The organism is Bradyrhizobium sp. WSM471, from assembly GCF_000244915.1.
Classification (GTDB): domain Bacteria; phylum Pseudomonadota; class Alphaproteobacteria; order Rhizobiales; family Xanthobacteraceae; genus Bradyrhizobium.
Genome location: NZ_CM001442.1, coordinates 5,634,987 through 5,659,452 on the forward strand (window position 1 = coordinate 5,634,987; position 24,466 = coordinate 5,659,452).

General features: G+C 61.3%; 23 protein-coding genes. 17 read left to right on the forward strand and 6 right to left on the reverse strand.

Annotated features, from left to right (window positions below):
* Positions 1-128: 128 nt before the first annotated feature.
* Positions 129-968, forward strand: coding sequence for a uroporphyrinogen-III synthase (locus tag BRA471DRAFT_RS25590; RefSeq protein WP_007612519.1), 840 nt, complete (start codon positions 129-131; stop codon positions 966-968).
* 129 nt (positions 969-1,097) lie between these two features.
* Positions 1,098-2,360, forward strand: coding sequence for an MFS transporter (locus tag BRA471DRAFT_RS25595; protein ID WP_007612520.1), 1,263 nt, complete (start codon positions 1,098-1,100; stop codon positions 2,358-2,360).
* Positions 2,361-2,373: 13 nt separating this feature from the next.
* Here the strand turns inward: BRA471DRAFT_RS25595 and BRA471DRAFT_RS25600 are convergent, their stop codons facing one another.
* Entirely contained in the window at positions 2,374-3,048 is a 675-nt protein-coding gene (locus BRA471DRAFT_RS25600; protein WP_035975127.1) for a Crp/Fnr family transcriptional regulator, read from the reverse strand.
* Between the two features lie 332 nt (positions 3,049-3,380).
* On the opposite strand from BRA471DRAFT_RS25600, the gene BRA471DRAFT_RS25605 reads away from it, so the two are divergent.
* The 6 genes from BRA471DRAFT_RS25605 to BRA471DRAFT_RS25630 all read left to right on the forward strand — a co-directional run bounded on the left by BRA471DRAFT_RS25605 (position 3,381) and on the right by BRA471DRAFT_RS25630 (position 10,640).
* Positions 3,381-4,202, forward strand: coding sequence for an ABC transporter ATP-binding protein (locus BRA471DRAFT_RS25605; protein ID WP_007612523.1), 822 nt, complete (start codon positions 3,381-3,383; stop codon positions 4,200-4,202).
* Entirely contained in the window at positions 4,199-6,130 is a 1,932-nt protein-coding gene (locus tag BRA471DRAFT_RS25610) for a long-chain fatty acid--CoA ligase (protein WP_007612524.1), read from the forward strand. The genes BRA471DRAFT_RS25605 and BRA471DRAFT_RS25610 overlap by 4 nt, the downstream gene beginning before the upstream one ends.
* Positions 6,131-6,353: 223 nt before the next feature.
* Positions 6,354-7,247 (forward strand): branched-chain amino acid ABC transporter permease, encoded by an 894-nt coding sequence (locus BRA471DRAFT_RS25615; protein WP_007612526.1) that lies wholly within the window; start codon positions 6,354-6,356, stop codon positions 7,245-7,247.
* Positions 7,248-7,250: 3 nt separating this feature from the next.
* Complete coding sequence (locus BRA471DRAFT_RS25620) at positions 7,251-8,324, forward strand: branched-chain amino acid ABC transporter permease (protein ID WP_007612527.1); 1,074 nt, start codon at positions 7,251-7,253, stop codon at positions 8,322-8,324.
* Between the two features lie 46 nt (positions 8,325-8,370).
* Positions 8,371-9,654, forward strand: a complete 1,284-nt coding sequence (locus BRA471DRAFT_RS25625) for an ABC transporter substrate-binding protein (RefSeq protein WP_007612529.1) — start codon at positions 8,371-8,373, stop codon at positions 9,652-9,654.
* Positions 9,655-9,797: 143 nt separating this feature from the next.
* Entirely contained in the window at positions 9,798-10,640 is an 843-nt protein-coding gene (locus BRA471DRAFT_RS25630) for an ABC transporter ATP-binding protein (RefSeq protein WP_007612531.1), read from the forward strand.
* Here the strand turns inward: BRA471DRAFT_RS25630 and BRA471DRAFT_RS25635 are convergent.
* Positions 10,637-11,791 carry an AGE family epimerase/isomerase gene (locus tag BRA471DRAFT_RS25635; RefSeq protein ID WP_007612532.1) on the reverse strand — a complete coding sequence of 385 codons (1,155 nt, stop codon included), beginning with the start codon at positions 11,789-11,791 and terminating at the stop codon, positions 10,637-10,639. The genes BRA471DRAFT_RS25630 and BRA471DRAFT_RS25635 overlap by 4 nt on opposite strands.
* Before the next feature lie 86 nt (positions 11,792-11,877).
* Here BRA471DRAFT_RS25635 and BRA471DRAFT_RS25640 point away from each other — a divergent pair, with 86 nt between their 5' ends.
* From BRA471DRAFT_RS25640 to BRA471DRAFT_RS25660, 5 genes are all read left to right on the forward strand, one after another.
* The gene (locus BRA471DRAFT_RS25640) at positions 11,878-13,101 is read left to right on the forward strand and encodes a phenylacetate--CoA ligase family protein (RefSeq protein ID WP_007612534.1); all 1,224 of its coding nucleotides are present in this window, start codon (positions 11,878-11,880) and stop codon (positions 13,099-13,101) included.
* A gap of 441 nt (positions 13,102-13,542) precedes the next feature.
* Complete coding sequence (locus BRA471DRAFT_RS25645) at positions 13,543-14,100, forward strand: hypothetical protein (protein WP_007612536.1); 558 nt, start codon at positions 13,543-13,545, stop codon at positions 14,098-14,100.
* Positions 14,090-14,608, forward strand: coding sequence for a DUF5681 domain-containing protein (locus BRA471DRAFT_RS35820; protein ID WP_007612538.1), 519 nt, complete (start codon positions 14,090-14,092; stop codon positions 14,606-14,608). The genes BRA471DRAFT_RS25645 and BRA471DRAFT_RS35820 overlap by 11 nt, the downstream gene beginning before the upstream one ends.
* Positions 14,601-15,044 carry a hypothetical protein gene (locus BRA471DRAFT_RS25655; protein ID WP_007612540.1) on the forward strand — a complete coding sequence of 148 codons (444 nt, stop codon included), beginning with the start codon at positions 14,601-14,603 and terminating at the stop codon, positions 15,042-15,044. Before BRA471DRAFT_RS35820 ends, BRA471DRAFT_RS25655 begins: the two co-directional genes overlap by 8 nt.
* 77 nt (positions 15,045-15,121) lie before the next feature.
* Complete coding sequence (locus BRA471DRAFT_RS25660; protein ID WP_007612542.1) at positions 15,122-16,489, forward strand: DNA methyltransferase; 1,368 nt, start codon at positions 15,122-15,124, stop codon at positions 16,487-16,489.
* Between the two features lie 222 nt (positions 16,490-16,711).
* On the opposite strand, the gene BRA471DRAFT_RS25665 is transcribed toward BRA471DRAFT_RS25660, so the two are convergent.
* Entirely contained in the window at positions 16,712-17,503 is a 792-nt protein-coding gene (locus BRA471DRAFT_RS25665) for an outer membrane protein (protein ID WP_007612544.1), read from the reverse strand.
* A gap of 83 nt (positions 17,504-17,586) precedes the next feature.
* On the opposite strand from BRA471DRAFT_RS25665, the gene BRA471DRAFT_RS25670 reads away from it, so the two are divergent.
* The 4 genes from BRA471DRAFT_RS25670 (at position 17,587) to BRA471DRAFT_RS25680 (ending at position 20,322) form a co-directional block, all read left to right on the forward strand.
* Complete coding sequence (locus tag BRA471DRAFT_RS25670; protein ID WP_007612546.1) at positions 17,587-18,240, forward strand: DNA-binding protein; 654 nt, start codon at positions 17,587-17,589, stop codon at positions 18,238-18,240.
* A 383-nt stretch (positions 18,241-18,623) separates the two neighbouring features.
* The gene (locus BRA471DRAFT_RS25675) at positions 18,624-19,133 is read left to right on the forward strand and encodes a hypothetical protein (protein ID WP_007612548.1); all 510 of its coding nucleotides are present in this window, start codon (positions 18,624-18,626) and stop codon (positions 19,131-19,133) included.
* A gap of 279 nt (positions 19,134-19,412) precedes the next feature.
* Complete coding sequence (locus tag BRA471DRAFT_RS40035; protein ID WP_256379918.1) at positions 19,413-19,538, forward strand: hypothetical protein; 126 nt, start codon at positions 19,413-19,415, stop codon at positions 19,536-19,538.
* 85 nt (positions 19,539-19,623) lie between these two features.
* The gene (locus BRA471DRAFT_RS25680; RefSeq protein ID WP_007612549.1) at positions 19,624-20,322 is read left to right on the forward strand and encodes an outer membrane protein; all 699 of its coding nucleotides are present in this window, start codon (positions 19,624-19,626) and stop codon (positions 20,320-20,322) included.
* 232 nt (positions 20,323-20,554) lie between these two features.
* Here BRA471DRAFT_RS25680 and BRA471DRAFT_RS25685 read toward each other — a convergent pair whose 3' ends face one another.
* From BRA471DRAFT_RS25685 to BRA471DRAFT_RS25700, 3 genes are all read right to left on the reverse strand, one after another.
* Positions 20,555-20,803: a hypothetical protein gene (locus BRA471DRAFT_RS25685; RefSeq protein WP_007612551.1), complete on the reverse strand. Its 249-nt coding sequence runs from the start codon at positions 20,801-20,803 to the stop codon at positions 20,555-20,557.
* Between the two features lie 74 nt (positions 20,804-20,877).
* On the reverse strand, positions 20,878-21,210 hold the full coding sequence (locus BRA471DRAFT_RS25690) for a hypothetical protein (protein WP_035975130.1): 333 nt from the start codon (positions 21,208-21,210) through the stop codon (positions 20,878-20,880).
* A 2,594-nt stretch (positions 21,211-23,804) separates the two neighbouring features.
* Positions 23,805-24,365: an HAD-IIIA family hydrolase gene (locus BRA471DRAFT_RS25700; protein ID WP_007612552.1), complete on the reverse strand. Its 561-nt coding sequence runs from the start codon at positions 24,363-24,365 to the stop codon at positions 23,805-23,807.
* Positions 24,366-24,466: the final 101 nt, after the last annotated feature.

Consider the following 24,466-nt stretch of genomic DNA (forward strand, 5'->3'; position numbering starts at 1 on the left):
AGGTTTGGGCAGCGGCTGCGGAACGACCCGCGATTTGCGCCCTGCTCTATCACCGACCCCACCTTGCGCCAATCCCGACCGTCGAGTCAGGATGAACGCACCATTGCTTTGACTGACCGGAGTTCACCATGGCCGACCGCTTGAACGGCACCCGCATCCTGATCCTGGAAACGCGCGAGGAGGCGCAGTTTTCGAAGCTGCTGGCCGAGCAAGGCGCCGAGGTCGTGCAATGCCCGATGTTCACAATCCAGGATGCGCCGGACCCCGCCCCGGTCGAGGCCTGGATCCGCCGCGCCATCGACAAGCCTTTCGACGATCTCGTGCTGATGACCGGCGAAGGGCTGCGGCGGATCATGAAGCTCGCCGTCGCGCGAGGACTGGACCAGGCTCTCGTGGCGGCGCTTGCCAGATCGCGAAAATTCACCCGCGGTCCGAAGCCCGGCAAGGCATTGCGCGAAATCGGGCTCGAGGCGCAGCAGACCACGGAGAAGCCGACCACCGAGGGCGTGATCGAGATGCTCGGCAAGCTCGATTTGAAGGGACACCGCCTCGGCCTCCAGCTCTATCCCGACAAGGATCACAGCGCGCTGACCGGTGCGCTCTCGGCGCAAGGTGCCGAAGTCTATACCGTGCTGCCCTATGCCTACGATTCCAAGGCGGCGGATGCCAGCATCGTCGCCGCCATCGACGACATGGCCGAAGGGCGGATCGATTCGATCGCGCTGACCAATCTTGGCCAGGTCCGGCGGCTGATCGAAGCTGCGAGAGCCCACGGTAGCGAAGCGAAGCTGCGCGCGGGCCTAGAGCGGACGCTGATCGCGTCGGTAGGACCGGCGGTCTCGGGCGAGCTCACCGCGCATGGTTTGCGCACGGACGTTTCGCCGCCTGAGGAAGCCTATTTCATGCGGCCCTTGATCTCGGCCATGGCGGCGGCGCTGGCGCAGCGGAAGCGAGCTCCTGCGCGTTGATCGCGCGTCGTCGGCGAGCATGGCACTATGCGGCAGCGCCGATTGACACGGACATCGCCGGGGTTACCCTGCGACCAGAAAAACGAATAACAAAGGGCAGGGAATCGCCGTGATACCCGTCGTCGAGACTTGAGCACGACCATACGTCTTTCCGCGCTCGCGCCATTCCGCATCCGCAACTATCGCTTCCAGTGGCCGTCCGATCTGCTCACCTCCTGGGCATTCGAGATCGAGACGCTGGTGCTCGGCTGGTACATCATGGTCGAGACCGGCTCGGTGCTGCTGCTCACCGTGCTTGCGTCGCTCCAGTTCGTCGGGACATTGGTGGCGCCGGTGTTCGGCATGATCGGCGACCGCATGGGTCATCGCGATCTCCTGGTCGCGATGCGTCTTGCCTATATGGTGCTCGCGTCGACCATCATGACTCTGGCACTGACCGGTCACCTGACGCCGCCAGGCGTGATGATCATCGTCGCAATCATGGGCCTGATTCGCCCCTCGGACCTCGGCGTTCGCGGCGCGCTGCTCGCCGAGATCATGCCGACCGAGCAACTGGTGGGCGCGATCAGCGTTGCGCGCACGACCCAGGACAGCGCGCGCATCGCTGGCGCGTTGACAGGCGCCGGACTGTTTGCCGTCCTCGGCATTGGCCTCGTTTACGTGGTGATCGTCTGCCTCTATCTCGTGGCCGCGCTTCTCATGCTCTGCCTGACCCGGCCGGAACGGACCATTGCCACAACTGATCTTCCGGCAGACAGCCGCGTCGTTTCAAGATTGCTGGGCGATTTGAAGGAAGGGATCGTCTACGCCTGGAATGGTCCGGGGATGCGCGCGGCGCTGTGCGTCGCCTTCCTGGCCAACCTGACCGCATTTCCTTTCACCGGCGGATTGCTGCCCTACATCGCGCGGGACATCTTTCATACCGACCAGACCGGCCTCGGTTATCTCTCCGCGAGCTTCGCCGTCGGCTCGCTGATCGGCTCCATCACGCTCAGCCTCGTCAGTGGATTGCGCATTGCCCGGCTCCTGATTGGCGCGACGCTGGCGTGGTACGCCATGCTGCTGGTGTTCGTCGAGATCAGGACCATGCCGGTGGCGATGGCCTGCCTCGTGCTCGCCGGCATCGCCCAGAGCATGTCGATGATATCAGCTGCCGTCATCCTGATGCGCACGGCCAGCGCACACCTTCGCGGCCGCGTGATGGGCGTGCGGATGATGGTGATCTACGGTCTGCCGCTCGGATTGCTCGCGGCCGGCAGCCTGATCGACATCATTGGCTATTCCGCGACGGGGTCGCTCTATGCGGTATCGGGGTTCATCGCAATGATGGCGATCGCGGTGCGCTGGCGCGCTGACCTCTGGCCGGTGCACGCCCCCGCCAATACGCGATGACGAACGAGTAACTCTAGTCCCCGTAACCCCGCAACCGCTCGATATCGAGGATGGTGACGCCGCCATATTCGAGCCGCAGCAGCCCCTCTTTCTCCAGCCGGTTCAGCGCACGGTTGGCATTCTGGCGGGACATGCCAGAGAGCGCGCCGATCTCCTCCTGGGTGATCTCCAGATGCGCGGTGGATTCGGGATAGAGGATCGGATTGAACAGCGAGGCGATGCTGCGTGCAAGCCGCGCGGTCGCATCCAGCGTGCGGTTGACTTCGAGCATGCCGATGAACTGGCCGAGCCGCTCGTTGAGCTGGCGCACCAGGAAGCGGTTGAAGCCGACGCTGTTCTCGAACAGCCACATGAAGGCGCTGCGTTCCATCAATGCGACGCGGCTGTTGCGCAGCGCGACCACGTCATAACGGCGCGGCTCGTTCTTGAGCACGCTGCCCTCGCCGAACCAGGCCCCTGCCGTCAGCCCGGCAAGACTCGTCTCCTTGCCATCGCGCGAGACTCCGCCCATCCGGGCAAGGCCGAAGACCATGCCGGCCCAATAGTCGAACGTGTCGCCGCGCATGAAGACGGTCTCGCCGGTGCCGTAGGACCGCTCCGTGATCCCGCCACGAGCGACCGCGATCTCCGCTTGCGTGAGCTCGCGCGACCAGGCAGCGACGCGCTTCAGTTGATCCTCTGAAATCATGATCCCGAAGCCAGCCGCACCGTTCGTCACTCCTGTTCTGCTGCAATGCAGCATGACCGTTTCGGCTACCATCCGACGAAAGACGGAGGTTGCTTCCACCCGAAAACTTTGTCGCAGAATTGTCAGGCGGGAGACATTTCAAAATAGCGCTTTCCCCTATTGAGGACCACCTCGGGCGATGCGGCTTTTGATCCCAAGCGGGAACGAGAGTGGCGCGGCTCCGGTCGAGACCATCTGCTGCATGGTCTCACCGGCACGGTCGTACTAGGATCGCCCGACAGAACGGACGAAGAGCGCCACTGAATGCGCCATCACCGGGAGGGATCTGTTTGGTGGCTACCAGTCTTGAAGTGCGCGGCGTGTCCTTGCGATTCGGCGGCGTTCGTGCGCTGAGCGATGTCGGCTTCGCCATCAGGGAAGGCGAGCTGTTCTCGATCATCGGCCCCAACGGCGCCGGCAAGACCTCGATCGTGAACTGTATTTCCGGCCGCTACAAGCCGACTGAAGGCCAGCTTTTCTACCGGGGACGCGACATCACCGGCCTGACGCCCAACGCGCGCGCTTCGCTCGGCATCGGCCGCACCTTCCAGAACCTGGCGCTGTTCCACCACATGAGCGTGCTCGACAACGTCATGGTCGGCCGCCATCACCTCCTGAAGAACAATTTCCTCACGGGCTCGCTGTACTGGCTCACCGGCGCGCGCAAGGAAGAGCTGGAACATCGCCGCAAGGTCGAGGAGATCATCGACTTCCTCGATCTCCAGTCGGTGCGAAAGGCGCAAGCCGGCACCCTCTCCTATGGCCTACGCAAGCGCGTGGAGCTCGCGCGCGCCATGGCGCTGGAGCCGCGCCTCATTCTCCTCGACGAGCCGATGGCCGGCATGAATTTCGAGGAGAAGGAGGATATGGCCCGCTACATCGTCGATCTCAATGAAGAGTTCGGCATGACCGTGGTGATGATCGAGCACGACATGGGCGTGGTGATGGACATCTCCCACCGTGTCATGGTGCTGGATTTCGGTCGCAAGATCGCCGAGGGCGATCCGGCCGCCGTGCTCGCGGATCCCCACGTCAGGCGCGCCTATCTCGGCGAAGAGGACGAGGTGCTGGTCGATCCTGACGATGCTCCGCCGGCGCAGGAGAGCGCGGCATGATGGATTATGCAGGCCGCGTCGCGCAGGCCGACACCTATCCGAAGATGCTCCGGCTCAATGCGAAGGAGTACGGCAACGAGATTGCGCTGCGCGAGAAGGATCTTGGGCTGTGGCGCCCGTTCACCTGGAACGCCTACCAGAGGCGGGTGCGCGATTTCGCGCTCGGCCTCGTCGAACTGGGCCTTGGGCGCCAAGATGTCATAGGCATCATCGGCGACAACCGGCCGGACTGGGTCGCGGCGGAAATCGCCACTCATGCGGTTGGAGGCTTGAGCCTCGGGCTCTACCGCGACGTGCTCGACGAAGAAGCCTCGTATCTCCTCAATTATGGCGAGGCGCAGCTCGTTTTCGCCGAGGACGAGGAGCAGGTCGACAAGCTGCTCACGCTCGCCGACCGCGTCCCAAAGCTGAAGCACATCATCTATTCCGATCCGCGCGGCATGCGGAAATACGATGATCCGCGTTTGATGTCGGCGGAGACGTTTGGCGAACTCGGCCGGGCGCGGGCTACGCGCGAACCGGAACTTTACGACCGGCTGGTGGACGCGACCAAGGGCGAGGACGTCGCGATCCTCTGCACGACGTCTGGCACCACCTCGCATCCAAAGCTCGCGATGCTCGCCGCCGGCCGCGTGCTCGGCCATTGCGCGACGTATCTGGCTTTCGACCCGAAAGGGCCGGATGACGAGTACGTGTCGGTGCTGCCGCTGCCCTGGATCATGGAGCAGGTCTATGTGCTCGGCAAAGGCCTCTTGTGCCGGATGAAGATCAACTTCGTCGAAGAGCCCGAGACCATGATGAACGATCTGCGCGAGATCGCACCGACGTTCATCCTATTTGCGCCGCGCGTTTGGGAATCGATCGCCGCCGACGTTCGCGCCAGGGTGATGGACGCAACGCCGTTCAAGCAACGCCTGTTCGACATCGGCATGAAGAGCGGGCTTGCCGCGCTCCGACAGGGCGAGCGTTCCGGCTTTGCCGACGCGATCCTGTTCCGTGCATTGCGCGACCGCCTCGGCTTCACCCGCCTGCGTTCGGCCGCAACCGGCGGCGCGGCGCTCGGCCCCGAGACCTTCAAGTTCTTCCAGGCCATGGGCGTGCCGCTGCGCACGCTCTACGGCCAGACCGAGCTGCTGGGGGCCTACACGCTGCATCCCGCGGGCAAGGTCGATCCCGACACCACCGGCGTGCCGATGGCCGACAGCGTCGAAATCCGCATCGACAATGCCGACGTTCACGGTGTCGGCGAGATCGTGGTGCGGCATCCCAATATGTTCCTCGGCTATTACAAGAACCCGGAGGCGAGCGTCGCCGACATCAAGGACGGCTGGATGCTGTCCGGCGACGCCGGCTATTTCAACGAAGACAAGCAGCTCGTGGTGATCGACCGCATCAAGGATCTCGCCGAGACCTCGCGCGGCGAGCGATTCTCGCCGCAGTTCATCGAGAACAAGCTGAAGTTCTCGCCCTATATCGCGGAAGCCGTGGTGCTTGGCGCAGGCCGCGACGCGCTCGCCGCAATGATCTGCATCCGCTACTCCATCATCTCGAAATGGGCGGAGAAGAACCGGCTCTCGTTCACGACCTACAGCGACCTCGCCTCGCGGCCCGAGGTCTATGCGCTGCTCAAGAAGGAAGTCGAGACCGTCAACGCGACTCTGCCGCCGGCACAGCGCATCTCGCGTTTCCTGTTGCTCTACAAGGAACTCGACGCCGACGACGGCGAGCTCACCCGCACGCGGAAAGTGCGCCGCAGCGTCATCAACGAAAAATACGAAGGCATCATCGACGCGATCTACCGCGGCCAGGCCGACATCCCCGTGGACACCATGATCCGCTTCCAGGACGGCACCACGCAGCGCGTACGAACAACGCTGAGGGTCGTGGATCTGGGCGAGCACGGGCACATGGCGGAGGCGGCGGAGTGAGCCTACTTCGAACCGAGAGCGCGATGCGGGTCGATGCGCCCTCTCCCCTTGCGGGAGAGGGCATCTCCGCTATTAGCCAAGACCCCACTCGGGTGAGGGGTCCTCTCTCCGCACCATCGCTGCGGAGAAAACCCCTCACCCGGCTTCGCTTCGCGAAGCCACCCTCTCCCGCAAGGGGAGAGGGTGCACCGTCATCGCTTCTGCATTTTACGCGGACATCCGCATGAACACCGCCTTCCTTATCCAGCTCCTGGTCAACGGCCTCGTGGTCGGCACGCTCTATGGCGTGGTCGCGATGTCGTTCGTGCTGATCTACAAGGCCACGCAGGTCGTCAATTTCGCGCAGGGCGAGCTCTTGCTTGTCGGCGCCTGGGTGTGCTGGACCTTGCTCGCGAAATACCAGGTGCCGTTCTGGATCGGCATGCCGATGACGCTGGTGTTCATGTTCGTGTTCGGCATCGCGGTGCAGGTCCTGATCCTGCGGCCGATGATCGGCGAACCCATCATCTCGGTCATCATGGTGACGATCGGCCTGTCCACTGTGCTGCAGGCGACGCTGAAATGGATGTTCGGCGTCAATCCGCAGCCATTCCCGCGCGTGTTCGAGAGCCAGTCCGTCAGCCTGTTCGGGCTTCAGATCCAGACCGTCTATGTCATGAGCCTCGTCGTCTCGATCGCGATGATGATCGGCATGGCCTGGTTCTTCCGCGCGTCAAAGTACGGCCTTGCGATGCGCGCCACCGCGTTCAACCAGCAGGTCGCGCAATCGCTCGGCATTTCCGTGAAAAGCGTGTTCGCGATGGCTTGGGCGATCTCCGCAACGGTCTCGGCGGTGGCGGGCGTCGTCGTTGCGGTCGTGAACGGCGTATCCTCGGGCCTTGCCGCTTACGGCATAAAGGTATTTCCGGCTGCGATCCTCGGGGGGCTCGATTCCGTCGGCGGCGCCGTGCTCGGCGGCATCATCATCGGATTACTCGAGAACATCGCGCAATATGTCGACAGCGAATACCTTCACTGGGGCAATCTCTACGAGATCGCGCCGTTCTACGTCCTCATCATCGTGCTGATGATCAAGCCGTACGGGCTGTTCGGCACCCACGACATCGAACGGATCTGATCCATGGCCGGCCCCGCCCTCATCCCTGCTGGTGATTTCCGCACCTCTTACGCGGCCGACACCACGATCTTCCCGACCACGACCAGCCGCAATTTTGCGATCGCCGGCGTGCTGCTGCTCTGCCTCGTGCCGCAATTCCTTGGTGGGTACTGGCTCAGCATCCTGATCCAGATCGGCATCTTTTCGATCGCCGCGCTTGGCCTCAACATCCTGGTCGGCTTCACAGGCCAAATTTCGATCGGCCACGCCGCCTTCTTCCTGCTCGGCGCCTTCACCTCGGCCTACATCTCCAACAGCGCATCGATCCCGGTGTTCTTCGCGATCCCTCTCGCGGGCGTCGTCACTGCGCTGGTCGGGCTGATCTTCGGCATCCCGGCGGCGCGACTGAAGGGGCTTTACCTCGTCATCGCGACGCTCGCCGCGCAATACATCCTGCTCGATTTCTTCTCCCGCGCGGAGTGGTTCACCGGCGGCTCGGTGCCGGCCAGCGCCAATCCATTCTCGATCTTCGGCTACACGCTGCGCGGCGACAGGCAATATTTCTATGTCGTGCTCGCCTATGTGATCGCGAGCTACGTCCTCGTCACCAATCTGATGCGCACCCGCGACGGCCGCGCGCTGGTGGCGATCCGCGACCATTATCTCTCCGCGGAGATCATGGGCATCAACCTCACCAAGTACCGCACGCTGTCATTTGGCCTCGCCGCGTTCTTCGCCGGCATCGCCGGCGCGCTCTATGCGCACTACCAGCTCGTGGTGTCGCAAGAGGGTTTCGGCATCGAACGTTCGATCCTGTTCCTCGCCATGATCATCATCGGCGGCACCGGTTCGATCATGGGCACGCTGATGGGCACTGCGTTCGTGGTGCTGCTGCCCGAGACGATGGAGTTCCTCAGCGTGGCGCTGAAGGGCGGTGCGATCGACAAGGCGCTGTCGCTCAACAACAACATCACCTTCCTGCGCGAGATCGCGATCGGGGTGATCATCATCGCGTTCCTGATGTTCGAGCCCGACGGGCTCGCCCATCGCTGGCGACAGATCAAGGCGTACTGGAAACTCTACCCGTTCTCGCATTGAGCGCGGGCAACTCTCTAACCAACAAATAAGCAGGAGGAGGCAACCAATGAAGACAAAATCCCTTTTGAGCACCGCTTCGCTCGCCCTGGCGATCGCCGCATTCTCGTCAGGCGCGCAGGCGCAGATCGCGATCGGTCATCTCGCCGATTATTCCGGCGGCACGTCGGACGTCGGCACGCCCTACGGCCAGGCCGTCGCCGACACCTTCGCCTGGGTCAACAAGAACGGCGGCGTCAGCGGCAAGCAGATCAACGTCGACACCAACGACTATGGCTATCAGGTGCCGCGCGCGATCGCACTCTACAAGAAGTGGTCGGCGCCGGACTCCAAGGTCGCGGCGATCATGGGCTGGGGCACTGCAGACACCGAAGCGCTGACCGGCTTCCTCGCACAGGATAAAATCCCCGACCTCTCCGGCTCCTACGCCGCCGCCCTCACCGATCCCGAAGGCGTCAGCGGCAAGGCCAAGCCCGCGCCCTACAATTTCTTCTATGGTCCGAGCTATTCGGACTCGCTGCGCGCGATGCTGATGTGGGCAGCCGAAGACTGGAAGGCCAAGGGCAAGTCCGGCAAGCCGAAATTCGTCCACATGGGCGCCAACCACCCTTATCCGAACGCGCCGAAGGCCGCCGGCGAAGCCATGGCGCAGGAGCTCGGTTTCGAGGTGCTGCCGCCGCTGGTGTTCGCGCTCGCGCCGGGTGACTACAGCGCGCAGTGCCTGAGCCTGAAATCCTCGGGCGCCAACTACGCCTATCTCGGCAACACCGCCGCGTCCAACATTTCGGTGATGAAGGCCTGCAAGACCGCCGGCGTCGACATCCAGTTCATGGGCAACGTATGGGGCATGGACGAGAACGCCGCCAAGACCGCAGGCGATGCCGCCGACGGCGTGATCTTCCCGCTGCGCACCGCGGTGAGCTGGGGCGGCGATGCGCCCGGCATGAAGACGGTGATGGAGATCTCGAAGATGTCCGATCCCACCGGCAAGGTTTATCGCCCGGTGCACTACATCGCGGCGGTGTGCTCGGCGCTCTACATGAAGGAGGCGATCGATTGGGCCGCCAAGAACGGCGGCGCCACCGGCGAGAACGTTGCCAAGGGCTTCTACCAGAAGAAGGACTGGGTGCCATCAGGCATGGAGGGCGTCTGCAATCCCTCGACCTGGACCGACAAGGACCACCGCGGCACGCTGAAGGTCGATCTCTACCGCACCAAGATTGCGGGCGCGACCGACGGCGACCTCAACGACCTCATGGCCAAGGGCGCGATCAAGCTCGAGAAGGTCAAGACCGTCGAGCTGCCGCGCAAGCCGGAATTGCTGGGCTGGTGAGCTTGGCGCTCACCTTACGCACAAATGTCATCCCCCGCGAAGGCGGGGGATCCAGTACGCCGGGATCTCTCCGTGAGTCCTCAGGCGTCTCTGGAATACTGGGTCGCCCGGTCAAGCCGGGCGACGACAGCGGAGTATGAGGCATGACCGAAATTCACGAAGCAGCAGCTCGCCCCTCCCCGACCGTCGTACCCGCGCCGCCTCTCCTTGGCGTGCGCAACATCGAGGTCGTCTATGACGACGTCATCCTGGTGCTGCGCGGCCTCAGCCTCGACGTGCCCAAAGGCGCGATCGTGGCACTGCTGGGCGCGAACGGCGCCGGCAAGTCGACGACGCTGAAAGCGATCTCGGGGCTGCTCAAGACCGAGGACGGCGAAGTCACGCGTGGCGAAATCGTGTTCGAAGGCGAGCGGATCAATGGCATCGACCCCGACAAAATCGTCCGCCGCGGCATCTTCCAGGTGATGGAGGGCCGACGCATCGTCGCCGACATGACCTCGCTGGAAAACCTCAAGCTCGGCGCCTTCACTCGCAGGGACCGCGAGGTCGGCGCCGATCTCGATATGGTCTTCAACTATTTCCCGCGCCTGAAGGAGCGCACCGGACTGGCCGGCTATCTCTCCGGCGGCGAGCAGCAGATGCTCGCGATCGGCCGCGCGCTGATGGCGCGCCCGAAGATGATCCTGATGGACGAACCCTCGATGGGTCTGTCGCCGCTGCTGGTCAAAGAGGTGTTCTCGATCATCCAGAAGATCAACCGTGACCTCGGCGTCACCATTCTCCTGGTCGAGCAGAACGCCCGCGCTGCGCTGTCGGTGGCGAGCCACGGCTACATCATGGAGCAGGGCAAGGTCGTGCTCGACGGCACCGCGGATGAATTGCGCGACAACGAGGACGTCAAGGAATTCTACCTCGGCGGCGCCGGCGACCAGCGCAAGAGCTTCAAGAACCTCAAGAGCTTCAAGCGGCGCAAGCGCTGGCTTTAACCTTCCAATACCTGTTCCGCTTCCGTGACTGCGCAGAGAACATGATAGAACGACGACGCAGGAATGGTGTCGATCAGCGATTTGCCATCGCGCTCGAACTGGTCGTACCAGCCGCCCCGCACGGGATGGCTGAGATAATGGCGTTCGAGCCGCGCCAGCGCCATGCGCGCCTCGCCCGCCGCGCCCGCCTCGCCGGATTCGGCCTGAGCGATCCACGCCTTCGCAATCTCGGTCTGTGGCCACAGCCGGCGCGTAGTGCGGCGAATGTTGCCTGCATCGTCACCCTCGTCAATCAGGCAGCCGGTGGCCTCGTCGCGATAGCGCAGCGCGGTTTCCAGCAGCTCGGCGCGCCGCTGTCCGGTCGGGCAGCCCGTGATGCGTTCGAACCCCTTCAGCAACCAGACCCATTCCGCCTGGTGGCCGGGCTCGACGCTGACCGGCGCGATCTTCGACCAGTCCTCTTCGAAATATTCGCCGAGCGCGCGCGTCCGCTTGTCGTAGAGATTGGCGAGAAACAGCGCGAAGAACTCGCCGGCACGGTTCTGGAACGACAAATCGTGGGTTGCGTCGAAGCACGCGATCATCGCCTCGAACAGATGCATATGCGGGTTCTGCCGGCGCGGCAGCGAGACCGGAAGGCCTTCGTGGACGCCGCCGTGCGGCGAGCGCAGATGGCCATCGAGGAAGGCGAGCAGCGCATCAATCTCGGCGCGAATTTGTGCGTCCTGGTCGAGCGCATAGACGGCCGCGAGCGCAAACAGGATGAAGGCGTGGTCGTAGGCGTCGCGCCGGCCGTCCAGCACCGCGCCCTCCGGCGTCAGCCGGTGCACGTAGCCGGGCCGGCCGTCGGGCGTCTTTGCTTTGGCGAGCAGATGCTCGAGCCCCTTCAGCGCGATGGCGCGCCCGTCAGGGTACCAGCCCATCTGCGCAGCCTTGGCGTAGCACCAGATCTGGCGGGCCTGCACGAACACCCGGCGCGGCGCGGTCACGTCCGCCGTGCCGTCGCGGTGCAGCCGATCCATGAAACCACCCGCCCCATGGTCCCAGCCGACCGTCGACCACAGCGGCAGCGCCTCGTCGATCATGCGGCGCTTCAGGCGCGCGACGACGTCCGCCGCCTCGTCCGCCGCACTGATTCCCTCGTCCGCCATCGCGTCCCCTTCAAACCCCGTCCATGGCCGTCTGATACCCATGCCGGCGGCGGCGCGCAACGGATGCCAACCCGGAAAGATCAGCCATGACCGCCCATTACGACGCCCTCGAGACGCGCGAGCAAGCCGCGCGCGAGGTCGATCTGTTCGCCCGCCTGCCCGGCGTGCTGCGCTCTGCGATGACCGCGCCCGCCTATGCCGATCGGCTGAAAGGCGTCGATCCGGCTACCGTGACCTCCAGGGCGGCACTGGCGGGCCTGCCGGTGCTGCGCAAGTCGGAACTGCCGGCCCTGCACAAGGCCTCCACGCCCTTCGGAGGGTTCGTCGCGGCGGCGCCCGGCTCGTTCGCCCGCCTCTTCACCTCTCCCGGGCCGATTTTCGAGCCGGAGGGGCGGCAAGCCGACCCCTGGCGCGGCGCACGGGCGCTGTTCGCGGCCGGGTTCCGGCCCGATGACATCGTGCTCAACACCTTCAGCTATCATCTCACCCCCGGCGGCTTCATCTTCGATGCCTCGGCCCGCGCGCTGGGTTGCGCCGTGATCCCGGCTGGTCCAGGGAATACCGAGCAGCAATTCGAGCTGATCGAGGCCTACCGTCCCGTCGGCTACAGCGGCACGCCGGACTTCCTGAAGATCTTGCTCGATGCTGCCGCAAGCTCGGACCGCGACGTCTCCTCGATCAAGCGCGCGCTGGTCTCGGGCGCCGCCTTCCCGCCCTCGCTCCAGGCCGAGATCAAGGCGCGCGGCATCGATGCCTACCAAGCCTTTGGCACTGCCGATCTCGGCCTCATCGCCTTCGAGACCAGCGCGCGCGACGGCATGGTCGTGAACGAGGATCTCATCATGGAGATCGTCAAGCCTGGGACCGGCGATGCCGTGGCGCCCGGCGACGTCGGCGAGATCGTCGTGACCTCACTGGACCCGCACCATCCCTGGATCCGGCTCGCTCTCGGCGACCTCACCGCGGCAATGCCGGGCACCAGCCCCTGCGGGCGCACCAACATGCGCATCAAGGGCTGGATGGGCCGCGCCGACCAGACCACCAAGGTCAAGGGCATGTTCGTCCGACCCGAGCAGGTCGCCGAGATCGGCAAGCGCCATTCCGCGCTCGGAAGATTACGCCTCGTCGTCACGCGCCGAGGCGAGGCCGATGCAATGACGCTGAAAGCGGAGACCGCGGCCGCGAACGATGCGTTGCGCGAGGAGATTGCAGGCACTTTGCGCGCCGTGACGAAACTTGGAGGCGAGGTTGAACTGGTGGGGCCCGGCGCGCTACCGAACGACGGCAAGGTGATCGCGGACGAGCGGTAGATTGATTGGGACACCATCGGGAATTAACAGGGCAGATTTCACGAAAGACGTGCTTGATCGATGTGAATTCGCGAAAGAAGCAATGGAAACAAAGCTTTGGGCGCAGAATTCCCGTCAAAACGATCGCGGGAATTCGCTTTTTCGTTTGCGGGAACGCTACGGCTGTCACGCGAAGAAGCGCCACTCCGACCTGCTCATCTCCTCTGCATCAATGCAGGTTCGCATACGGCCAAATATGTTTGACGACTGAGATTTTGATGACTAGATAAGCGGTAGCGATAGGGTTCAACGGACCCGAAGTCGCCGCTCAGAAACACCAGAGAAATTCGACATGAACCAGATGCGCGCAAACAGCGCCGCGGTGTGTTGCGTCTTTGCGTAGCTTTCTGCTGCACGAGAGGTCTCACTCCGCGGCTCGGATGCCAAAGTGGAGTTGAGACGATGGGATTCGATGAAAGCGATGGCGGCAAGCGCGGCACCCCACCCGTGCAAGCCGAGCGGCGTTCGTACGATGTCGGTTACGGGAAGCCGCCGAAGGCCACTCAATTCGGAGTACGCCCGCAGCCCTCGCGGCATAGCGAGGCAACTGGCGCTCGTTCAGGACGAACATCAGATCTCGCAAGGTTTCTAGACCAGCCCATCGAGGTCAAACTCAACGGGCGGACGACCAAGCTGCACCCGCACGAGGCCACGCTTCACGGCCTATTTGCGAGAACGATCAAGGGGCAACTTCGACCGATCAAGCAGTTCCTGCGCGAGTGCGAACGCGCCGGGCTGCTCGACCCCGAGGTCCTGCAGCATTCGGCCGTGATTCATGCCCCGAAAGACATACCATTCGACCTTGCATGTTACGTTCTGATACGCGAGGGCCGGCCTCCGTGGAGCAAGGAGACGTTAAGGCCGTATTTGGCCGAATATGAGCGCGATCTTGCTCGTCTGAAAACGCTCAAAGAGGACGCGCTCCGTCAGGCCCGCGCTGGAGGCGAGAATGTCTACTGACGAGCCGAACCCAAACGGCGCGGCAGGTCGGCGCAGGCTGCCGCCTCAGGCCTCACAATTCAAGAAAGGCCAATCGGGCAATCCGGCCGGCCGGCCAAAAGGAGCCGTCAGTCCGACCAGGATCACCCGAAAATTTGCACTCAAAAAGGTCCCCGTCACAATGGGAGGTAAACGGCAGCTGATGACGCGGCTTGACGTCGCTATCCTTAAACTTAAAGCGCTTGCCGCCGACGGCTCCGCCACAGCAGCCGAAGAGTTGAGCAAGCTCCGGGCGCGCATCACACCGAACGCAACCGACCAAGCCAGGGCTTACCTCGTCGTTCCGGAGCCGATATCGATGGAGGAATTCATCGCGCGAGAGGAGGAGCGAAACAGAGACAAGGTTGAGCCCAGCAGCGCAATCAACCTCGATGCGGAGGAATTCATCAAGGCCGCGCGCGGCGAGCCGACGATCTACGGTCAGGCCTTGCTGGCGTACCATATGAAATACAGCGGCCGACATGAGTAACCAGGGCCCTACGCTATACGATCTCTTTGACGAAACCAGCTTCGAGTATTGGAGGCGGCAAATTCAAGATGGCGTTTTGCCCACGCCGGAGCAGCTTGCATGTCTGCTAGAGGCGAACCCGGAGCATCCTCTGCCTCCTTGGCTCAGACCACTGGTGATCATGGGAGTGCGGGGCCAGCTGAAAGGCAAGCGGGGCCGACCGCAAAAAAGCGCCTTGGCGCAGCTCTGCTTGTGGGCGGCGATCGGCGAATACAAAATCCTCCTTCCGCGCTTAGTGGACGAACAAAAGGCGGAAGACCAGGCCCGCCCGGCCCATGTCATCAGGGGTGCAGATCATAAGCCTCCGCATCAGAAGGCTGCGGAGCGCATTGTCCTAGAATGGCACCTTCGGATGGATTGGCGTTCATTCCTCAATGAGGTCCATTCAAAAAAATAGGCCGTCTATTATTCTGAATGAGGAGGTCTCGACCGCCCGCTAAGAAGCCTTGTTACCACCGCACAAGGAGCTTCATCGTGGAAAACGGACTGCAACGCCTACAAAGACATAGCCAGCTCGCTATCAATTATCTGGACCCAACTAAACTCAACCCGCGAGCGACCAATCCTCGCACTCATTCCAAGAAGCAGATCGAGCAAATCGCCGCCGCCATCCGGCAATTCGGCTTCACCAATCCTATTCTCGTCGATCAAGATAACGGCGTGATCGCGGGTCACGGCCGCCTCGCCGCGGCGAAGTTGCTCGGCATCACTGAAGTACCGATCCTCCGGCTCGCGGATATGAGCGAGGCAGAAATCCGAGCTTATGTCATCGCAGACAACAAGCTTGCGGAGAACGCCGGTTGGGACAAGCGCCTGCTCGGCCTCGAGCTGCAATATCTCTCCAACCTCGAAATCGACCTCGATGTCACCATCACAGGATTCGAAATCCCTGAGATCGATATCCTTATCGGCGAGGTGGCGGAAGCGGCGCACGCGAGCGAGGACGCTGCCGACGAACTCGTTGAACCTGCTGCAGGACCGACCATCAGCCAAAGCGGAGATCTATGGCGGATAGGAGAGCACCGCCTGATTTGCGGCGATTCAAGCGAAGCTAAGACCTATCAAGCCCTGCTCGGGACCAAGCGGCCTCAGATGGTCTTCTCCGACCCGCCTTACAACGTGCCGATCGCCGGGAACGTTTCCTGTCATGGCGAGATCATTCACCCCGACTTTGCCATGGCCTCGGGAGAGATGTCGAAAGGCGAGTTTACCGCTTTTCTCAACGCGGTCTTCCGTCACCTCGTCGCCCACACGGTGAACGGCGCGATACACTTCCAGTGCATCGACTGGCGACACATCCAGGACATGCTCGCAGCCGCCGAGGGCGTCTATACTGAGTTGAAGAACCTCTGCGTCTGGACCAAAAACAACGCCGGCATGGGCTCGTTTTACCGGTCGCAACACGAACTCGTCTGCGTGTTCAAATCCGGCACGGCTCCCCACATCAACAATATCGAGCTCGGCAAGTTCGGGCGGAACCGGACTAACGTGTGGGATTACGCCGGCGTGAACGCCTTCGGCAAGGACCGCGCCGATCTTCAGCTGCATCCAACCGTGAAGCCTGTCGCCATGGTCGAGGATGCGATTCGCGACTGTTCACGCAGGAAGGGCCTGATCCTCGATCCCTTCCTCGGCTCGGGTACGACCCTGATTGCGGCAGAGCGCGCCGGGCGCATCGGATACGGCATCGAAATTGATCCCCGGTATTGCGATGTCGCCCTACGGCGACTTCAGACCGTCTGCGGACTTGATGCCGTCCTGGAAGCGACGGGAGAACCGTTTGGGGCGGTCGCCGCACGGCGCCAATGCGGAGAGGCTTGCATGAGGGAGGCTGCCGAATAATAGCCCGGAATGCGCTCGGCTGGTGCCGAACGCGGGCTGGCCGAGGCGCCGGACGTTCGCGCTAGATTTCGCCTCAAGAATACGCTCCGTAACCTAACGGAACAGGCCGGCTTCAATTGCGGCGTCCGCTAACCTACTCGCTCGCTCGATGCAGATGCACGCCATACAACGAAAAAGCCCCGGGCGATCCCGGGGCTTTGCCGTCTGAGCCTAGCGTTCAGATCAGTACTTCGCAACGACCGGACCGGTCCAGTTGAAGCGGTAGACTAGCGAGGTCGAGATCGTCTGGTTCCAGGTGTTGGCGCGGATGTCGCGGCCGACGAGAGTGTTGGTCACATCGAACAGCTCGTTCGAAGTCTTCGCATTGTAGAAGGCCGACCGATATTCGGTCTTCATGAACCAGCCGGGCGACTGGATGCCAAAGATGTTCAGGTTGTTTTCGACGCCGCCACCGATGAACCAGCCGTTGCGGTTGTAGCTGTTGAGATGGACACCAGCGGGAACGCCGGCCAGCGTCAGGAAGTTGGTCTGGCCGAAGTGAGCGCCTGAGTAACCGCCGTTGACATAGGAGAGAACGTTCGGAGCGACGAGATAGCCAAGGCGCAAACCAGCGGCCCAAGAGTCCTCCAGCTTCTGGCTTCCGGTGATGCCACCGCCGGGGAAGCTCGGATCTTGGACGGTGGCACGAATGCTGCCGAACTGACCGTCAGCGAACACGCCGGCGACCCAGGTACCGCTGAACTGCCAATCATAGCCGAGACCGACGGTGCCGAACCAGCCCGAACCGCCCTGACGCTGGTCGATCGTCAGCGGAAGCCCACTGACCGTACCCTGGACGTGCTGGTCGGAAGCGGAGAGACCGCCGCCACCGCCGCCGAAGATGTAGAACCCGGTCCAGTTGGCAACGGGGGCCGCCATGGGGGCCTTCACGTAGGGACGGGCGCCAAGGTCAGCTGCCGAAGCTGAACCCGTCATCGCCGCGATCGCGGTGAGAGCAAACAAAATCTTCTTCATCACAAAAATCCCCAAGCGCTGTGCGTCGATGTCTTGGGTAATCTATCCCAAGCGGCCCAAAATGCTGTAACCCGAGGGCCACAGTGACGGGCAATCGATGGGCGATGCTGACTAGCAACAAGGCAATCCTGGCCGACTTTTTCCGCGACAATCCAGCGGCCATAGCCAATTATCTAACTGAAAAGATGAAAGAAAACGACTTTGATGCCGCGCGGACGGGTCTCAGCCTGGTTATGCGAGCCCAAAATGTGCAGATGCTGGCGCGGGACGCTGGTCTAAGACGGGATGCCCTGTACAGGACATTCGGGGGGCGAATCGACCCTCAGCTCAGCCGAATCCTGAGGCTTTTTGATGCGCTCAACGTGCAGGCCTCCGTGGTGCGGGCGGGTCCGTCTGAGGTGCAGAGTGCACCGAGCTGGACGGCCCCTGATGCGTTCGAAGGGCTCGCAAAGCGACTAACGCAAGGCTTCGCCAGCAACCGCTTCGAGGAGGCCGTCCTCGCATTGAAAGAAGCCGTGCTGTCCCAGAATGTCTCCGCCCTGGCGCGGGAGGCCGGGATCGAGCGAAGAACAATGTACAAGACATTCGGCGGCGCCGTGGATCCAAATCTCAGCAGAATTTTGAAGGTCCTCGCGGCAATGCAGCTTCGGCTGCTTATCGTTGCGCTTCCACACAGATCAGCGCTACCGCGACCCAAGCTTGGTCGGCCGCCAAAAGCTCCAAGAGCCTCTAGCTAACGAGCCTCTAATCTTCGGGGCCGAACGACGCAACATCATCGACGCCCAACAAAGGGGCTTCCCCAAGGAAACGGCGCCCCAATCAGTTCCTCATCGCGCATCACCAATGCGGCCCACCACTTGAATCCAAACCGTTTGCTCAACGATCATTTTCCCCAACAGCAAAGACCTGGGGACCCTAAAGGCCGGTTATTGTGGCTTGCCCTCCTGCTGCGAGTCTCTTTCGAGGCAGTTCTCTAAAGCCTTCGGTAACCAAACAATTTGTTTGAAGGCAGCCCGCGAACTGCACACACGCTGCTCATACAACCTTTGCATTGTTACTCGTTAGGGTGATCCAAACGAGAAAACGCCAGCATGAGTATCGCGTCACGAAAGAGGCTACAGTGATCGCCTCCGTGGCACGGCCCGGCCCCGGCACCAATTCAGACGACACGAACTCGCGGCTTGCGATTGCCCTGCTGATGGTGTGCGGGTTTGCAGGCCTTGCGCTCCGTTACCTCGCCCGGGAGCACGCTACGGACGACGCCATTCAGTTCCTGATCCCGTGGTATGCCTTTGCTCGAAGTCATGGGATCGGCGCGCTGGCGGAACCTTTCACCAACTACACCCCGTTTTACAGCTACCTCCTGCTGATTGCCGCGCGATTTGATTGGCTGGGGCAGCCACTGTCCCTCGTGAAAGCGATCTCGGCCGTCTTCGAGTTGGGCTGCGCGATCGCTGTGGCCCAGATCGTCTGGCGAGCGACAAGGGTGCCGTTGCGCGCATCGGTGGCATTTTGCGCAGTTTGGCTTGCGCCGACGGTGCTCTTCAACGGCGCAATGTGGGCACAGGCCGATTCGATCTGGGCCTTCTTCACCCTGGTAGCGGGTGGAACATGTCCCCCGCGTACTTGATCGCCACGGGTCTTGCCACGGCGATGACGGTGCGGCTCCTTAAAGAGTCGCAGCGCGCCTCGGCCAGTTCCTAAGATGCAGAGGTCTGACGTGGCGCAAGCCTCGAGTCGCCTTTCAGACCAGGCAGCGCGACGTCCGCTTTTGGCCGCAGCGACGGCAAGGTTCCAATCAGTCAGCTGAGATCATCTAGAGCGAGATGAGGTTAAGCTGAATGATTTGGGATTAGCAAAACAGGGTGTCTCTGATCACCACATTCTGGCTGGGCCGAGGGCAGCATGGATGGCCAAGCTTTACTCTCTTGATCTTCGCAAGCGCGGAGTGACGGCGATTGAGCGCAGAATGTTCCGCATTGAAGCGCCGTTGCCTGCGGTCGTTCGCGAAAGGGATGCTGCTTCAGCATTCTAGTCCGCTGTGTGTCTGCCCCGCTACAGCAAATTCGGCGAATTGGGGTAGTAGCTTTTGGCACTGCTTTAAACCTGAGAGACTCGAAATGAAAAAGTTCCTTCTCGCCACTGTCGCTTTTGCCGCCCTAGCGGGTACAGCATCGGCGGCTAATATGGCCGCGCGTCCTTACACCAAAGCCCCAGCGATGGAGGCCTCGCCGATTTACAACTGGACCGGCTTTTACATCGGCGGTCACGTAGGCGGCGCATTCGGCGGCGACAACAACATTCTGGCCCCTGGCTTCACCGGCACCAATAGCAACGACGGTGTGTTCATGGGCGGCGCGCAGGTCGGTTACGACCATCAGTTCTCACCGAACTGGGTGCTGGGCATTGAAGCGAACTACAGCTTCCTCGACACCAATAACAATCCCTTCGTCAACCGTGGGCTCGGTTCGGTCACCGGTCGCCTCGGCTACACCTGGGGTCCGGCGATGGTGTACGTCAAAGGCGGTTATGCCTGGGCTGACTCCCGCCTTACGAACGGCTTCGGCGGCGGCACCTTCACCAACAACGGCGGTGGTCGCGACGGCTACACCGTGGGCGGTGGTCTCGAATACATGTTCGCCCAGAACTGGTCGGGCAAGGTCGAATACCAGTACTACGACTTCGGCACGCGGAACGCTCTCTTCACCAGCGCCGCTGGTGTTGTTACCGCCGTCGGCTTTCGCAATGACGAGCACACCATCAAGGCCGGCCTGAACTACCGGTTCAATTGGGGCGCCGCGTCGGCTTCTCGTTACTGACGGCTTACATAGTCACATGATCTACCTAAAGGGTCAGCCATACGGGCTGGCCCTTTTTCATAAGCCGGAATAGCTGGCGCGAGGATTGCGTGTCGGCCAAAATAGTCACCCGGCTGAACTCGATCGGACAGGTCTTCGCCCAGCTCAAACACTTGCTCCGGTCTGCGCTGCCACGGCGCGCCAGAAGAATGCGCGAACTGCCGCAAAACTCAAGCTATCGAAGCTATTGCCATCACGCTTCAGTTTCCTTGCTGCGGGAGCTGCGGTTGTCATCAATCACAGCGGTCACGCCATCGATAAACGCTTGACACTCAGCGTGGGTCTTGAAAGTGCCCTTGTACTTCCCGAATAGGAAGACGGTCCGGCCGTGACCCTTTCCGAAAAAGTATTGGCCGACGTGTCCGCCCCCTTCGTCTTTGAGCTCAATGCTACCAAGACTTTGCACTGACTTGAGGTCTGTCTCGGGTAGCTTGATCCGCACATGTGTCTCCGTGAATACGGGCGGCTCCGCCCGGCCTAAGGACGTTAGCGGCCTCAACTGGCGTGTCTAGCAGATCAGCGCTTCGCCGCGTTACCAGCCAATTCCATCGCTAGATCCAGAGCTGCAACTCCGATTTGATCTGAAGAATTAGATTTGCAGCGCCGGTCCATCCAAGCAACGATCGCGGAGAAATCGCCGCCGCCGACAATGTCTCTCTCGGCACTCACGTTAAGCCCGCTGACGAAGCCCACGACCCAGGATTCAAAGGCTGCCTTTACGACTAAGTTCTTCTTCCTATTCAGCCAGGCGGTACAAGATTGCGAGCCAGCGCCCACAATCGTTGATCCGGCGTTCAGGCAGGTTATCGGCAGAAGTAGCATCACGGCTATAGCGAGCACTCGTTTCATCTTTTTCTCGAATCGAACGACCACCTTGGGCAGGCAGTCTGACCGCTGATTATTCAGCTTGGACGCTACCGGGCAAAGAAGCCGCTCAGCCGTTTAGAGGCAAGGATTTTATTTGCCTGCGATCCGCGCTGGCCAGGCGAATTCCCCGGGCAGGTACTCGTAGCGGGCATCACGCGCAAGTACCGTAACGCCGCCGTCATCGAGTAACGCAGCGCGAATTGAGCCGTCGTGTATCGAAACCCAAACGGTTGCTTCCTTAATACCACCTTGATGCTCGGCGGCGCCTCTCAGTACGAGGTCCGAACCGATGAGCGATATCGGAGCCATAACTGACATATAGTCTCGGAGCTTCCTTGCTTGTCGATCACCAGCGAGTCTCTCTAGCGCCAGCTTAACCTCTGGATCATCTAGAACGGCGTCATAATTGTAAGTGCCAGCCAAAGAGCTCAGACGTCCCAGCCTGCCATCCTTCCAGTCACCGAATGGGCCATCCAGGTCATTCGGCCGAGCTACTACCGGCCGCGCGGGCGACGAGGATGATCGGCGCCGCTACTATTCCAATGACGCACCGGCTCCCACAATGAGGATGGTGCGGGGGAAAACCACCAATGCTGCCAAGAAGAACAACGCAAGGGCAATTCCTGAGGCCAGCGAGAGGTGCCCATAAGTTTGGAAGAGTTCGACGATTCGGTCTGTCATGGCCTCGGATGGGCTTTTGCGGTTTCGGCTGTTGCGATGTCTAGCCGAAAATACTGCTGGTGCTCACAGTCCTCCAAGATCACCGACTGTCGAGATCCCTTGTAAGCATCGTCATCGAAGAACACCGAATGTGTGAGGTGTGGCTTATCGACCAACGGGCTTATCTCCCGTAAACAAACATAGTATCGGCCTGGCCCGTGGTCTGACTGTCGTGGCGCGGATATTTCAACCGGTTGCGCTAAATGTTGCTCCTTAACCGACTTGCCGACACCATTTTGGAGGGCCTCTTGGCGTGGCGGCTGAAATGGCTGAACGGCAGGGGGTGGCGCAGAGGCTTCTACCCAAATTGAAGAACAGCTTGACAAGAGCAAACAGAAAAGAGGCGTGTAACGCTTCACTTCACCAAATCAACTCTCTAGGAGCGACCTGAGCCCCGTCGGATCAAGTTCATCTCGTGGGATGGTACGGGTTTATCCCGACCCAACCTGTACAACGGCTGATCACGCTTTGAAATACCGAAAGTGCGCGAGGTGTCAGGCTTCATTCTGGTGCGATGGGTGCCAGTGATCGAGCATTCACTTGCGTGAGCGCAGCCATTCGTATGCTCTCTCAGATGGAATAAAGACAAAGAGCCGAATTGGGTAGGCGCGTCGGGGCAATATCAGAGGCTACGAAATTGAAGCTCGCCAATTCATACTGGCGGGGCCTCGCCGCTTACCGGCGGCGCAGGCGTTTTGGCTCTGGCCCTTCCGTTCGCAGTGGGCAGGCATATCGACGTGCGGGCGGTGCGTCGGCGCTAAAAGGCGGCCCAAAATGCGCGAGACCGTGCGCTCCCTAACTGATTTTGAACGCATATTGGCCAGGTTCGTGTAAACAATGCGCCGACCGATCAAACTCATTACTACTTAGCATATCGCCCCGGGTTCGATGGCGCTACTGCCGAACAGTCTGTCTCAAGCTGTTTTCCTAGCGGGCAATGGTTTCGTAGGAGGAGCTTGGCCGCCGGTTTCATGCTGGCGGAGCTTCTTCGATATTGGATACGTTGTCGATGGACTTTCCCGAAGGGCCTTGAGGAACTCGGTTCTGATTACGCGGCTAACGTACCCATTCCGAACGAGATCAGGACAGTGCTTCGATCACTGCCGCAGTCTGTATGGTGACGTTAAATGGCGGCTACGGTTTCTCGACACTAGTCGAAGCAGTCGGGTCGCCTCTCCCAATCAGAAGAGCGACGCATCCTATAAGGTCGCCAAGTGGCGTAAAATACATACTGCAGCGGGCTCTAGCGGGTTCCTTTGCATTTAGCTCCGGTACGTGATGATGGTTCATGTCGCATCCGATGTGGACAGGCATGGTCGGTCCACCACTCTCCGCCACTACGCCCGGTGCGACGCCCCGCCTCCCGATCTCCTACTCTTCGATGATCCCACCCAGGCCTATGGTTCTCATCCGGGATTTCGCTTCAAGTGTTTGAGCCCCCGCCGTTGCCGCGAGAGGGCAGTCTTCTCATACCGTTCCAAGCTCGACAAATATTTTGTTTGCGTTGGTTCCGCGCCCTCAATCACCGCCGAGATCAGGCCCAACCTAAGAGCTCGCAGGCGATCCTGCCTACTCCTAGCTTGAACCAGATCTTGAAGTGCGACTTCCATATCCGTACCTTTGAAGTCTTCCGCAAGGACTGCATCGACGCCAGAACCAGCGGGTTCTTCCCAACGAGATAAGCCATGCCGATAGGCGTTGCGGCTCGATGCTGCTTTGCCAGCGCTTGTTTGCGGCCCGGTACTCTTCGCTGCGTTTGCGCGATTGGCTTCGACTTGTCGCTTTGACGCCAACTTGCCTCCTTGATTTTTCTACTTGGCCATGGGGCAACCCGTTTGTTCCGAAAGACCACGGCCTCAATCCTCGGTTCCGGCTCCTCCGCGATGCGAAAGTGACTGATCCGGAGGGTACGACGGATCCGTCAACAATGGCGCAATGAACGTATGGAGGTTTGATCCACCAAACAGATAGGCTGCTATTCCGGCCGTTTGCGCAGCAGCAAGATCGCTTTGCTTGTCGCCGATCATGAAGCTACCATCGATATCCACCGCGTACCGCTCAAGGAGGGCTCTGATCATCCCCGGCTGCGGCTTACGACAGTTGCAGAGGACACGGTAACGCTCAACCAGACCTTCGGGGTGATGGGGGCAAAATTCGAACGCATCGATACGGGCACCAACGATAGCAAGTTCACGCGACATCCATTCGTGCAGATTGCGTACATGCCGCTCCTCGTAAAACCCCCTCGCGATTCCTGACTGATTGGTCACGACAAACGCGAAATACCCTGCGTCATTGACTGCTTTGACGGCCTCTTGGGCTCCTTCTACCCACCGGATCTTGCCGGGATCGAAAGCATAGCCATCGTCCTCATTGAGGACGCCATCACGATCGAAAAATACCGCCGGACGCTTCAAATCTCACAGGCCCAAGTTGGAGGGATGCCGGATCTTCCGACAATCACGGCTTTATTTCAACAATTCATGCGACCGGACAACATCGCTGCGAGCGCCTCTTG